Source organism: Celeribacter ethanolicus, assembly GCF_001550095.1.
Taxonomy (GTDB): domain Bacteria; phylum Pseudomonadota; class Alphaproteobacteria; order Rhodobacterales; family Rhodobacteraceae; genus Celeribacter; species Celeribacter ethanolicus.
Genome location: NZ_LRUC01000052.1, coordinates 154,722 through 168,214, shown reverse-complemented (window position 1 = coordinate 168,214; position 13,493 = coordinate 154,722). Strand labels below are relative to the sequence as shown.

10 protein-coding genes are annotated in these 13,493 nt (G+C 61.9%); 7 read left to right on the top strand and 3 right to left on the bottom strand.

Features of this window, described 5'->3' with window-relative positions:
* Positions 1–254: 254 nt before the first annotated feature.
* The 3 genes from NH195_RS20280 to NH195_RS20270 all read right to left on the bottom strand — a co-directional run bounded on the left by NH195_RS20280 (position 255) and on the right by NH195_RS20270 (position 3,624).
* Entirely contained in the window at positions 255–1,286 is a 1,032-nt protein-coding gene (locus NH195_RS20280) for an Ldh family oxidoreductase (RefSeq protein ID WP_066705411.1), read from the bottom strand.
* A 407-nt stretch (positions 1,287–1,693) separates the two neighbouring features.
* Complete coding sequence (locus NH195_RS20275) at positions 1,694–2,623, bottom strand: dihydrodipicolinate synthase family protein (protein ID WP_066705408.1); 930 nt, start codon at positions 2,621–2,623, stop codon at positions 1,694–1,696.
* Between the two features lie 284 nt (positions 2,624–2,907).
* Positions 2,908–3,624, bottom strand: coding sequence for a GntR family transcriptional regulator (locus NH195_RS20270; protein WP_066705406.1), 717 nt, complete (start codon positions 3,622–3,624; stop codon positions 2,908–2,910).
* Between the two features lie 170 nt (positions 3,625–3,794).
* Between NH195_RS20270 and NH195_RS20265 the strand changes: the two genes are divergently transcribed.
* The 7 genes from NH195_RS20265 (at position 3,795) to NH195_RS20235 (ending at position 13,490) form a co-directional block, all read left to right on the top strand.
* Complete coding sequence (locus NH195_RS20265; protein ID WP_066705404.1) at positions 3,795–5,042, top strand: NAD(P)/FAD-dependent oxidoreductase; 1,248 nt, start codon at positions 3,795–3,797, stop codon at positions 5,040–5,042.
* Positions 5,039–6,052 carry a 4-hydroxyproline epimerase gene (locus NH195_RS20260; protein WP_066705403.1) on the top strand — a complete coding sequence of 338 codons (1,014 nt, stop codon included), beginning with the start codon at positions 5,039–5,041 and terminating at the stop codon, positions 6,050–6,052. The genes NH195_RS20265 and NH195_RS20260 overlap by 4 nt, the downstream gene beginning before the upstream one ends.
* A gap of 48 nt (positions 6,053–6,100) precedes the next feature.
* Positions 6,101–7,615, top strand: a complete 1,515-nt coding sequence (locus tag NH195_RS20255; RefSeq protein WP_066705402.1) for an aldehyde dehydrogenase (NADP(+)) — start codon at positions 6,101–6,103, stop codon at positions 7,613–7,615.
* Positions 7,616–7,812: 197 nt separating this feature from the next.
* Complete coding sequence (locus NH195_RS20250; RefSeq protein WP_066705401.1) at positions 7,813–9,564, top strand: ABC transporter substrate-binding protein; 1,752 nt, start codon at positions 7,813–7,815, stop codon at positions 9,562–9,564.
* A 127-nt stretch (positions 9,565–9,691) separates the two neighbouring features.
* Positions 9,692–11,557 carry a dipeptide ABC transporter ATP-binding protein gene (locus NH195_RS20245; protein WP_066705399.1) on the top strand — a complete coding sequence of 622 codons (1,866 nt, stop codon included), beginning with the start codon at positions 9,692–9,694 and terminating at the stop codon, positions 11,555–11,557.
* Positions 11,554–12,540 (top strand): ABC transporter permease, encoded by a 987-nt coding sequence (locus NH195_RS20240; protein WP_066705396.1) that lies wholly within the window; start codon positions 11,554–11,556, stop codon positions 12,538–12,540. The genes NH195_RS20245 and NH195_RS20240 overlap by 4 nt, the downstream gene beginning before the upstream one ends.
* On the top strand, positions 12,537–13,490 hold the full coding sequence (locus NH195_RS20235) for an ABC transporter permease (RefSeq protein WP_066705394.1): 954 nt from the start codon (positions 12,537–12,539) through the stop codon (positions 13,488–13,490). Before NH195_RS20240 ends, NH195_RS20235 begins: the two co-directional genes overlap by 4 nt.
* The last annotated feature ends 3 nt before the right edge of the window (positions 13,491–13,493 follow it).

Genomic DNA, 13,493 nt, shown 5'->3' with positions numbered 1-13,493 from the left:
TATCGGGCGGCACCTCGTTTGGGCGATAAAGTCTTCTGTCGTGCCCGGATTTGCAAACGGAAATCTCGGGGGCATTCGAGCGCCGCCGCTTGAGGTCTTCGGTGTGCCGGAGCTGCGGTTCGACGCTCCGCACCACGTCGAACCGCAAAGATTTCTTTCCGGCCTGTGGAACATTTCCGCGGGGAACAGCAAAGGTTGGGGGAGACAGCGGGAGGGGATCGTGTCCCGCGCCTTTCCATCGGATGTAGCCGGGCTTAGAGCGCGGCAAGCCCCTCGGCCTCGAACCGGTCGAGCTGTGCCAGTTCCGCCTCGCTCAGGAAAATACCGTCCCGCAAGGAGGAGACGCGTGCCTTGAACCGCCGTTGCGACGGAAGCCGCGCGCCCTGTCCGGCAATCGCGGTCAAAAGCCGTTCGCCCTCGGCCAGCGGATCGCGGCCGCTGCGCGCGGAGAAGGTCGCGGGATCGAGTGCCAGGATCAGCGCGCCATGGCGGGGCAACAGATGCGTGCCGCCGGAGAACTCAAGCGCCTCCTTGCTCATGAACTCGCCCAGAAGCGCACCGGCGAGCAATTCGACCATGGTGGAAATCGCCGAGCCCTTGTGCCCACCAAAAGGCAACATCGCCCCGGCAAGTGCGGCATCCGGGTCGGTCGTGGGCTTGCCGTCGCGGTCGATGGCCCAGCCTTCGGGGATTGGCGTGCCTGCGCGGCGGTGCAGCTCGATCTCGCCTCTTGCTGCCACCGAAGTAGCGAAGTCGAAGACATAAGGGTGGGGGCCCGGGCGCGGCCAGCCGAAGGCAAAGGGGTTGGTGCCCAGCAAAGGCTCGGTGCCGCCGGTGGGGGCGACCGAGGCGTAGCTCGGGCACATGGACAATGCGGCGAGGCCTTCTTCGGCCAGCGCCTCGACATCGTGCCACAGCGCCGAGAAATGCAGACAATCGCGGATCACCAGAGCGGCAATTCCGGTCTCTTTCGCCCGTGCCACAAGCGTGTCCTTGGCGGCAAAAAACGCTGGATTGGAAAACCCGGCATGGGCATCCACCTCGATCACGGCCTTGCCGCTGTCATGGAGCTCCGGGATGGCATCGGGTTTGACCATGCCTGCCTTGATCACGCGCAGACAGCCTTCGATCCGGTAAATCCCGTGCGATTTGCAATGGTCCCGCTCGCCCGCGACGATCACGTCGGTGACGGCACTGGCATTTTGCGGGGTGAGGCCGCAGGACTGGAAAATCGACTGGACACGTGTGTGCAGGGTTTCAACGGAAATCGGGGCAGGGGTGCTCATCTCATAGTCCTTTGGTCCGCAGGGCGAGGCCTGCTTATGTGGTGATGTCGGTGGCGGTGCAGGCGCGGACACTCCGTGAGACAATGTGCTGTCCGAAACAGGCGCAATCTTCAGACCCGGACCAGCGGCCTGTCGGGCGGTTTTGCTGCTGTTGTCGGGGTCGGCACGCAGGTGCTGCCGTTCCGCTTTCCGCCCGTCACCGGCGCTTTGATCCGTGGCTGTGTCCATGCGCACCGTATTTTTTACCATGTTTTCTCGTTAAAGCATGTATTTGTGTCCGCAACAATGAGAGCAATCCCTGACCGACAAGGGCGGGCACGATACACTCTTGATGACGTGCGCGCTGGCATGGAGAAGGCGGGCCACTCAAAGCGCCCGCCTTTGTCCTTCAGGGCGATGTCAGGCGATCAGGCCCAGGCGTCATACCAGGCGCGGAACAGCGCGTATTGGCTGTCGACATGGGCTTGCTGCGCGGGCGAGAGCATATCGGTTTCGTTGAAATGCAGCTCATATTCCGCATCGCCCGCGAGAACCATGAGGCGCTTGTAGAACAGGACAAGTTCCGGGCCTTCGTCGAAGGTCGACAGCACCATCAGCGCGTCTTCCAGCTCTTTGGCTTTCTTGCGGGCCTCGATGTCGCCGGTGGCGGCTTTCTTGCTCAGCGCGACGAGGTGCAGCACCTCTTTCGGAAGCGCGTTGCCGATGCCGGTGATCGCGCCCGTCGCGCCGCAGTTGATGAAACCATGGCAGACCTGAGTGTCGACGCCGACCATGAGGGTCAGGTCGTCATTGCCCGAGGTGATGGTTTCGGCCGCGTAGGTCAGATCCTTGGCGCCGCCGAATTCCTTGAAGCCGATGAGGTTCGGGTAGGCGGCGTTCAGCTCGAAGAACAAATCGGCGCGGGTGGCGAAGCCGTAATAGGGGCTGTTGTAGATCACCGCCGGGATGTCTTTGGCGGCGTCGAGAATGGCGGCGAAATGCGCCTTTTGGGCCGGAACGGACGCGCCGCGGGACAGGACGCGCGGGATCACCATCAGACCTTTGGCGCCGACTTTTGCGGCATGGGCGGCGTGGGCGACGGCGGATTTCGTGTTCACGGCGCCGGTGCCGACGATGACGGGCACGCCGGCCTCGACGAGGACTTCGACGCCCTTCATGCGCTGCTCGTCGGTCAAAAGCGGCCAGTCGCCCATGGAGCCACAGTAGACCACGGCGGACATGCCCGCTGCGATCAGCTCCTGACCCTTGCGGGCCAGAGCCGCGTAATCGGGCTCGCGCGCCTCTGTGCAGGGGGTCATCAGCGCGGGAATGCAGCCGGTAAAGATTGAGTCGCTCATCTGCGGTCCTTTCAAAATGTTCCTTGCAGAGATGCGGTCATGGGCCGGACCTCCTGCGGTGTCTTGTGATCCGTGGCTGGACGGTCCGACGTATTTCCCGGGTGCGTCCAATCGTGTCGATTTTTGAAATATCATTTGGATTAATAATTGTCGACAAATAAAATTTAAAAATGAAAACCGAAGTGAAAATGATTAAAAAGCAATCGGTTGTTGGTGATATTTGTGCCGGAAATGAAAAAGAGCGGCCCTGAAAGGCCGCTCTCGTAAAGGGGATGTGCTGCCGTTTAGAGCGACAGGGTCGCGTTCGGGCGCGTATCTGCGGAGATATAAGACTGGATCTGCAACACGATCTGGTCCGCATGGATTCGGGCCAGCTCATCCGCGCGGCTCACGTCCCGGGCGACAATGGCGGCAATCATGTCTTCGTGCTCGGTGACATATTGTTGCGGCAGCTTGTCGTTGAAAGAAGAATAATACAGCCGCAAGATGCGTCGGCCTTCGTCCAGCAGCCGGGTGAACAGTTCGATGTAATAGCGATTGCCACCCGCCCTGGCGATGGCGACATGGAAATCGCGATTGCTGGCAATCATCCCGAGCACATCCTGTTCGGCGACGGTCTGGGCAAAGGCGTCCTGAAACGCCTGAATTTCCGCGATATGCTCCGGGCGATGCTTCTGCGCGGCAAGGCGGGTGGTGACGCGGTACATCAGTGTGAGCGCGTCAAAGAAGTCGGCCAAATTCAGAAAGTCGATGTTGGAGACGATCGTGGCGCGGTTGGTCAGCGTGGTAATAAGCCCCTCGGCTGCCAGCCGCACAAGCGCCTCCCGGATCGGCGTGCGCGACAGCGAAAACCGCTCGGACAACTGAACCTCGTCGATCGGGCTGCCGGGGGTGAGTTTCAGCTCGATGATCTCGTTGCGCAGGGTCTCATAGACATGCGTGACCCCCGATCCACGCTTCAGCGGAGGGTGATCGGCTTTTTTTTCTTTGGTTTTTGTCATGAGTTGGATGTCCTCTGCTCAACGTGAAATATGTTTGCATAAACGGGGAATACGGCGCCATACCCTTTTTAAAATTTTTATTGTCGACAAGGCAAATGCAGGGTGTTAGCGTTCCGGCCATGAGATTAGGTCGTGAGATCTGGCCGTGAGATCAGGGAAGGGCTCTCTTCATGAAGGTTTGTGTTATCGGAGCGGGAATCATCGGCGCAAGCGCCGCGCTCGATCTGGTGCGTGACGGTCATGCCGTGACGCTGCTCGACCGTGACGGCGTGGCCGCCGGGGCCTCGCAGGGCAATGCCGGTGCCTTTGCTTTTGCCGATGTGATTCCGCTGGCGACGCCGGGGATCATGAAGAAGGCGCCGAAATGGCTGCTCGACCCGCTCGGGCCGCTCTCCGTGCCGCCCGCCTATGCTTTGACAATCGCTCCCTGGCTCATCCGGTATTGGCGCGCGAGCTGGCGGGACCGCTATGTCGCAGCACTCAAGGCGCAGTCCGACATGATGCGCCTGTCGCAAGAGGCGCTCGATGCGCTGGTGGTCGATTTCAATCTTTCCGATCTTATCCGTCCCGAGGGACAGATGCAGCTCTACGAAGGCGAGGCCGCGTTTCAGGTCAGCCAAAAGGGCTGGGACGAGCGCCGCAAGGCCGGGGTGAAATTCGAATTCCTGACAGGCCCGGAGGCGATTGCCGAGATTCAGCCCGGCATTGATCCGCGCTTTACCCATGCGGGGTTCACGCCCGAGTGGAAGAACGTCACCGATCCGGCGGTCTGGACCCGGCGCATCGCTGAAGAGGCGCAACGGCTGGGCACCACTTTCGCCCGCCGCGATGTCACCCGGATCGAACCGGCAGAGCAGGGGGCTGTCGTGCATTCTGAGGAAGGCGCGGAGCGGTTCGATAAAATTGTCCTGGCCGCAGGGGCCTATGGCAATCCGCTTCTCAAGACCCTCGGCCTCAAGCTGCCGCTCGAAACTGAGCGCGGCTATAACACCACACTGCCTGCCGGCGCGTTCGATCTGAAAACCCATCTGACCTTCTCCGATCATGGCTTCGTCGTCACGAAAATCGGCGAGGGCGTGCGGGTCGGCGGTGCGGTCGAACTGGGCGGGATGACCCTCGCCCCGCGCATGGCCCGCGCCGAGGCGCTTTTGACCAAGGCCAAGCGCTTCCTGCCGACACTCGACACCGAAGGCGGCACACAATGGATGGGGTTCCGCCCCTCCATGCCGGACTCCCTCCCTGTCATCGGCGCACATCCCGACACCTCTTCCGTGGTGTTCGCCTTTGGCCATGGCCACCTGGGTCTCACGCAATCTGCGGGAACCGCCCGGGTGGTCTCTGATCTGATCGCCGGGCGCACACCGTCCCTCGATCTTACCCCGTTCCGTCCCACCAGATTTGCCGGATATCGCGCATGAGCAATCACACCTTCACCTGTATCGACGGCCACACCTGTGGCAACCCCGTGCGTCTTGTGGCGGGGGGCGGTCCGCGTCTCGAAGGCGCGAACATGATCGAAAAGCGCGCGCATTTCCTGCGCGACTTCGACTGGATCCGCACCGGGCTGATGTTCGAGCCGCGCGGGCATGACATGATGTCCGGCTCCATCCTCTACCCGCCGACGCGCGAGGATTGCGATGTCGCCGTGCTGTTCATCGAGACCTCCGGCTGTCTGCCGATGTGCGGGCACGGCACCATCGGCACGGTCACAATGGCGATCGAGAACGGGTTGGTGACGCCGAAAGAGCCGGGCAAGCTCAGGCTCGATACGCCCGCCGGTCCTGTGGCCATCGACTACCGCCAGGAGGGCCGCTTTGTCGAAGAGGTGCGCCTCACCAATGTGCCCGCCTTTCTTTACGCCGAAGGCATGACCGCCGAGATCGACGCGCTTGGCGACGTCACGGTGGATGTGTCTTATGGCGGCAATTTCTACGCCATCGTCGAGCCGCAGGCCTGTTTCAATGATATGGCCGATTTTACGGCGGGCGAGTTGATCGAAATGAGTCGGGCGCTGCGTCGGGCGCTCAATGAGAAATACGATTTCGTGCACCCCGAAAAGCCCGAGATCAACGGGCTGTCGCATATCATGTGGACCGGCAAACCGACGATCGAGGGCGCGACGGCCCGCAACGCCGTGTTCTATGGCGACAAGGCCATCGACCGCTCGCCCTGTGGCACCGGCACCTCGGCGCGCATGGCGCAATGGGCCGCCAAAGGTCGGCTCAACGTGGGTGATGAATTTATCCACGAAAGCATCATCGGCAGCCTGTTCAAGGGCCGCGTCGAAGCCGCCGTCAAAGTCGGTGCCAAGGACAAAGAGCGCGATGCGATCATCCCCTCTATTGGCGGATGGGCGCGCCAGACCGGCTTCAACACCATCTTCATCGACGACCGCGACCCCTATGCCCACGGGTTTACCGTGGTGTGAGGTGTCGTGCGCGGCGTCGGCTGTTCTGAGATTCTGAAAGGATACGACATGACATTCACCCCGCATGGGAAACATTTGATTGCAGGCGCATGGGTTGCGGGCGCGGAGAGCTTTACCTCCACGCCGACGACCGGCGAGGGCCAGAGTTTTTCCAAAGGCACGCCCGCGCTGGTCGACCAGGCCGTGCAGGCCGCAGAGGACGCGTTCTGGACCTATGGCTACACGACGCGCGAAGAGCGCGCGGCGTTTCTCGAAACCATCGCCGCCGAGATCGAAGCCCGCGCCGATCTGATCACGCCCACTGCCATGGCGGAAAGCGGCCTGCCCGAAGCGCGTCTTGTGGGCGAGCGCGAACGCACCACTGGCCAGCTCAAACTTTTTGCCGATCACATTCGCAAAGGCGACTATCTGGACCGCCGCCATGACGAGGCCCTGCCGAATCGCGCGCCTCTGCCGCGTCCCGATCTGCGTCTGATGCAGCGCCCCATCGGGCCGGTCGCGGTGTTCGGCGCGTCGAATTTTCCGCTCGCTTTCTCGGTCGCGGGCGGCGATACGGCCTCTGCCTTGGCGGCGGGGTGTCCTGTCGTTGTGAAGGGCCACGAAGCCCACCCGGCCACCTCCGAGATCGTCGCCGACGCCTTCAAAGCCGCAATTGAAACATACGGCTTGCCTGCGGGCGTCTTCTCAATGGTGCATGGCGGCGCGCACGAGGTCGGCGCGGCTTTGGTCCAGCATCCTCTGATCAATGCCGTGGGCTTCACCGGCTCTCTCGCTGGTGGCCGCGCGCTGTTCGATCTCTGCGCCAAGCGGGTCAACCCGATCCCGTTCTTTGGCGAGCTGGGCTCGGTCAACCCGATGTTCCTCTTGCCCGAGGCGCTCTCGGCGCGCGGTGAGGAACTTGGCAAAGGCTGGGCCGGGTCGCTGGCGATGGGGGCGGGGCAGTTCTGCACCAATCCGGGGATCGTCGTGGTTATCGAAGGTGCCGAAGAAGAGGCCTTTACCAAAGCGGCGCTCGCGGCGCTCACCGCCACCGGGTCACAGGTCATGCTCACCGAGGGCATCGCCAGCGCCTATGTCAAAGGCGGCGCCAAGATCAAAACCCAGCCCGGCGTGCAGGAGCTTTTGACCCAGATGTGCGACCGCCGCGAGGCGAAGCCCTTCCTGTTCAAAGTGAAGGCCGAAGATTGGCTGGCGAATGAGACCCTGTCGGAAGAGGTCTTTGGTCCGCTCGGTCTGATCGTCACCGTGAAGGATGCGGCGCAAATGATCGAGGTGGCGAAATCCTTTGAGGGCCAGCTGACCGCGACCCTGCATATGGACGAGGCCGATATGGCGCTTGCGGGTCAGCTCATGCCCATTCTCGAACGCAAGGCGGGCCGCGTCATGGCAAATGGGTTCCCGACCGGCGTCGAGGTGTGCGACAGCATGGTGCACGGCGGGCCTTACCCGGCCTCGACCAATTTCGGGGCGACCTCCGTGGGGACGATGGCGATTCGTCGCTTTCTGCGTCCGGTTTGCTATCAGAACATCCCGTCTGCCGTTCTGCCGCTGGACCTCGTGTAACCATCACAGCCCGCGCCCTGATCTGTTGTTTTGACAGGTCAGGGCGTTTTTCGTTTCTGCTTATATTTTGCGCATATGTTAAAAAATGCGCATAAAACATTTTTAATCTACATTAAAAATACAAATAGTATTTTATGCTGGATTGCGAGCGATGCTGTTGCTAGCGTGGCTGCATAATGAACAAGCAGGGAAGTCACATGAAACTGATACAGCTCTCGGAGCACGCGTTCCGGAACACAGCGGTCTGCACGGCCATGACGCTTGCACTGGCGGGTGGAGCACTGGCCCAGGATGCGCAAAAGGGCGGCACGCTCAGGATCGTCGGCACAGCCGATCTGGATCACTTCGACCCGACGAGTGGGGCGCTGGTGACCACCAACAATTTCCTGCGTGCGACGCAACGCACGTTGATCAGCTATCACGCCTCCACCGACGAAGAAGAGCGCATTCGCCCCGTCGGCGATCTCGCCACCGAAGTGCCTCAGCCGACGAACGGGGGGCTGACCTACACCTTTCATCTGCGCGAAGGAGCGATGTGGAACACGCCGGGCGGCGCGCGTCAGATCACCTCGACCGATTTCGAGCGCGGCGTGAAACGCATGTGCAATCCGGCGCTGGGGTCCGCGATGCTGACCTATTTCGTGTCGCTGATCGACGGGATGGACACGTTCTGCGACGGCTTCGCCGAGGTGGAACCGACGGTCGAGGCGATGAAGGCCTATATCGAGGAGAACGACATCTCGGGCATCACCCAGCCTGACGATCTGACCGTGGACATCACACTGTCCGAGACCGCGGGCGATTTCATCTACATGGTGTCCCTGCCGACCTCCGCGCCCGCACCGATCGAAGTGCTCGACTATATGCCGGATGGGCCGGAGTATCGCGAAAACTTCATCGCATCCGGGCCTTACACGCCGGTGGATTACGTCCCCGACGCCTCCCTGACACTCGCGCGCAACCCGGCCTGGAGTGCCGAGGCGGATCCGCTGCGCGCCGCCAATGTCGACAATATCGAAATCACCTTCGGCATTCAGCCGGATGCGGCCATTCAACAGCTTCAGGCCGGCGACGCGGATATGGTCTATGACATCACCATCCCGCCCGCGATCCTGTCGCTTCTGACCGCGACGGCGGACGACAAGGTGATGACCATGTCGGCCGGGCGCACCGCGTTTCTGTTCATCAACACCGTGTCCGACAACAATGGCGGCGCCTTGAAGGATCTGCGCGTGCGCCAGGCTCTGAACTACGCCATCGACAAGACGGCTCTGGTGCAGCAGATGGGCGGGCCTGCCATGGCACAACCGCAAAGCGGCATCTTCGGCGCTGGTGTTCTGGGCTATCACGACTTCGATCTCTACCCCTCCGAGGGCGATGCCGGGGATCCCGAGAAGGCGCGCGCGCTTCTGGCCGAGGCGGGCTACCCGGATGGCATCACGCTTAAGATGCCATATCGCAATCAGAACAACCAACCGGAGATCGCCCAGACCATTCAGGCCGCTATGGCGGAGGCGGGGATCACGTTGGAGCTCACTCCGGTGACGGCCTCGGATTACTATTCCAAATTCATGACCAATCCGCGCAACACCGAAGAGGGGGCATGGGACATCGCGCCGGTCGGCTGGGCGCCGGATTGGGTCGGCGGCGCTGCGCGGTCGGTCTTCCAGCCGCAGTTCACCTTTGACGGGCGCCACCAGACCTACAACTACACCGACTACAACAATCCGGAGGCCAATGAGGTCGCCAAACAGGCGATCAACGCCACCACGCCCGAAGAGGCCGCGCGGCTCTGGGCCCAGGTCGACGAGCTGGTCATGGCCGATGCGCCGGTGGTGCCCTACTACTCGGAGCAGGTCGTGCTTTATCGTGGGCCCGCGGTCGAGAACTTCCAACCCTACGCGTTGGGCGGGCAGGGTGATTGGACCAATGTCTGGCTGAAACGCTGACACACTGAGCCATCGCTCTGAACACTGGATTGCAGCCGCTTCCCCTTGGCTGCAATCCGAACCGACTTCCAAATGCACAACAGAGTTCCGTCCGGCCATGGGCCGCGGGACCACAAATGGACCTGAAATGCCCCTGATAGAAGCGCGCAACGTCACCATTCGTATCCCAACCGAAGACGGGGGGATCCATGCCGCCAATTCGGTGTCCTTTTCCGTCGAAGAAGGCGAACTTTTCGGCATTGCGGGCGAGTCCGGGTCGGGCAAAAGCGTCCTGATGCAGGCCATCGCGGGGTTGTTGCCGGGCGCCGAGATCGAGGGCGAAGTGCTGTTCAACGGGCGCGACATGCTGACGATGAGCGAGGCGGAGCGGCGTGCCCTGCGCGGGGCGCAGATCGGCATGATTTTCCAGGACCCGCTCTCAAGCCTGCATCCGTTTTACACCATCGGATCGCAGATCGCCGAAATGATCCATGCCCATGAAAAAGTGGACAAAGCCGAAGCGAGACGGCGCGTGGTCGAGATGCTCGAACGGGTCGGCATTGCGGAGGCGGACAAAAGATACGATGCCTATCCTCACGAATTTTCCGGCGGCATGCGGCAACGCGTGATGATCGCCATGGCGCTGATCCTGCGCCCGCCGCTGATCATCGCCGACGAGCCGACCACCGCGCTCGATGTGACGGTTCAGGCTCAGATCGTCGAACTGCTGGACGAGATGCGTCGCAGTTTCGGCACGACGGTGATCATGATCACCCATGATCTGGGGCTTTTGTCGTCGGTCGCCGATCATGTGATGGTGATGTATGCGGGCACCCGGCTTGAGATCGGCGCGACGGAGGCGCTGTTTGCCATGCCGGCGCATCCCTACACGTTGGGCCTGTTGCGTTCTTCGCCCGCCGCCGACAGCAATGGCAGCCCGTTGATCCCGATTGCCGGCAAGCCGCCAAGCCTCTTGGCGCGACCCCGTGGATGTGTTTTTGCGCCGCGCTGTGCGCAGGCCAGCGACCTGTGCCACACGACGCCCCCGCCGCTGCGCCGCTATAGTGACGCGACTGAGGCGCTGTGCCATTTCACGGCCAGCCTTCCTGAGGATGAGCCTGTGACGGAGCAAACGACCCCGCCTGCCGCATCGCGCACATCCGCGCGCTATGTGGTCGAGGCCTCCGGCCTGTCGCTCACTTACCGCTCAAAAAAGGGCTTTGGCCGGGCAGTGGAGAACCATGTTTTGAAAGGCGTGGACCTGACCGTGCGCAAGGGCGAGACGCTGGGACTGGTGGGCGAATCCGGCTGTGGCAAATCCACGCTCGCCCGCGTTTTGGCCGGTCTTGCGGTGCCGACCGATGGCGAGGTCAAAATTCAGGGCGAACCCATCGCCAGCCTCACCGCCGCACGCTGGCGCGAGATGCGGCGGCGGGTTCAGATGGTGTTCCAGGACCCTTTCGGCTCGCTCAATCCGCGCCGTCGTGTCGGTGCGATCATCAGCGATCCGATGCGCATCCACAACATCGGTACGGCGGCCAGCCGCAAGGCGCGGGTGCAGGAACTCATGGAAACCGTCGGGCTGAACCCCGAACATTTCAATCGCTTCCCCTCGGAGTTTTCCGGTGGCCAACGGCAAAGGATAGGCATCGCCCGTGCGCTGGCTTTGGAACCCGCGCTGATCATCCTCGATGAACCGGTCTCGGCGCTTGATGTCTCGATTCAGGCGCAGATTCTGAACCTCTTGCAGGCGCTTCAGCGCGACCTGGGGCTGACCTATCTGTTCATCAGCCATGATCTCTCGGTGGTGCGCCACATCTGTGACCGGATCGCCGTCATGGACAAGGGCCAGATCGTCGAAAGCTCCACCTCCGAGCAGCTCTTCCGCGCACCCGCACATCCCTTCACCCGCGAACTTTTGGGGGCCACACATCATCCCCCGGCTCTGACTGGAGTGGACACACGCCATCTGATTTCGGAAACGCCCTTTATGACACAGGAGGCCCAGGCATGAGCAACGCCCCCTCTTCGACGTCCTCCTCGGATGCACCTGAGATCGTCCAGCGCGGTGCTTTTGCCCTCACCATGCGGCGCTTGTTGCGCGACCCGGCGACGCTGATCTCCTTCGCCTTTATCGTGCTGCTGAGCCTCTTCGCCATTTTTGCCCCGCTGACCGAGATATGGACCGGCCACAGTGCGATCGAGCAATATCGCGAGACCGGCATGACGCCGATGGGCCTGCCCGTCGGGCCGAACGGGTCTTTTCTTATGGGCACCGATCAGCTTGGTCGCGATGTCTTTGTACGACTGGCTTACGGTGCACGAATTTCCCTTGCCGTGGGTGTTTTGGCCTCGCTCGCTGCGGCGACGATTGGCGTGACCATCGGCATGTGCGCGGGGTTCTTCGGCGGTTGGGTCGATACGGTTCTGGGCCGGATCATGGATCTGGTGATGAGCGTGCCGTTCCTCCTCTGCGCACTGGCGCTGGTGTCGGTCTTCGGCCCGTCTCTGAGCCTGTCAGTCTCGGTCATCGTGTTCTTCAGTTGGACGACCATCGGGCGGGTGATCCGCGCCGAAAGCGCCTCTATTGCCAAGCGTGAATTCATTCAGGCCAGCCGCTCGATGGGGGCGTCGAACCTGTCGATCCTGATCCGCGATGTACTGCCCAATCTGGCGGTGCCGATCATCGTCTACACGACGATGATGATCCCGTCCTCCATCGTGTTCGAAGCGACGCTGTCCTTCCTTGGCCTTGGCATCGTGCCGCCGACGCCGAGCTGGGGCGGGATGTTGGCCGATGCGGGGGCGAATTCGATCTACCTCGTGGCCTGGTGGCTGGTGGTGTTCCCGGGCTTTGCGCTTTTGTTCACGACGCTTGCCTTCAACATTCTGGGTGACGGGTTGCGCGATGCTTTGGACCCGAAAGGGCGCAAGATCGTCCGCCGCCGTAAATCCCGCAAAAACCGCACTACAACTCGCAAGGAGACCGCGCAATGATCGCCTTTCTGACCCGTCGTCTGTCTTTTGGCGTTCTGGTGCTCTTCACGCTCAGCGCCTTCGTCTTCCTGCTGTTCTATGTCGCGCCGGGTGATCCCGCGCGGATGATCGCGGGCGAAAAGGCCACCGCGCAGCAGCTTGCGCAAATCCGCGAAAACCTCGGACTCGACCGCCCCATTCTGGTGCAATACGCGTCGTTTCTGGGCGATGCGCTGCGGGGCGATCTGGGGTTTTCCTATCGCAATCAACAGCCTGTCGTGGATCTGATCGTGCGACGTATTCCTGTGACCGTGTCCCTGGTCTTGGGCGGTGTCGTGGTCTGGCTTGCCATCGGCATTCCCATCGGCATCATGTCGGCGCGGTTTGCCGGCGGGCTGCGCGACCGTTTGGGGCAGGTGTTCATCCTGATCGGGCTGAGTTTCCCGACCTTCGTTTTGGGTATGCTGGCGCTTTACACGCTGTATTTCCTGCCGCGCAAAAATGGCTTCGTGCTGTTCCCGCCCGGCGGCTATGCGCCTTTGCTCGACGATCCGCTGAAATGGGCGTGGCATCTGACCCTGCCGTGGCTGACGCTGGCTCTGGTGACGGCGGCGATCTATGCCCGGTTGACCCGTGGCCAGCTTTTGTCCGTGCTGGGCGAGGATTACATCCGCACCGCCCGCGCCAAGGGGCTGAGCGAGCGTTGTGTGGTCTACAAACACGGCATGCGCGCGACCCTGACCGCTCTGGTCACGCAATTGGGCGCCGATATTGCCGTCATGCTGGGGGGCGTGATCGTCATCGAGCAGGTCTACGGGCTGCAAGGTGTCGGTTCCATGGCTGTCCAGGCGGTGCGCAATCAGGACCGACCGATCATCATCGGCGTCGTCCTTTTGGGCGGGCTGTTCATCGTTATCTCCAACATTCTGGTCGATCTGCTCTATGCGGCACTCGATCCACGCACACGCTGAGGG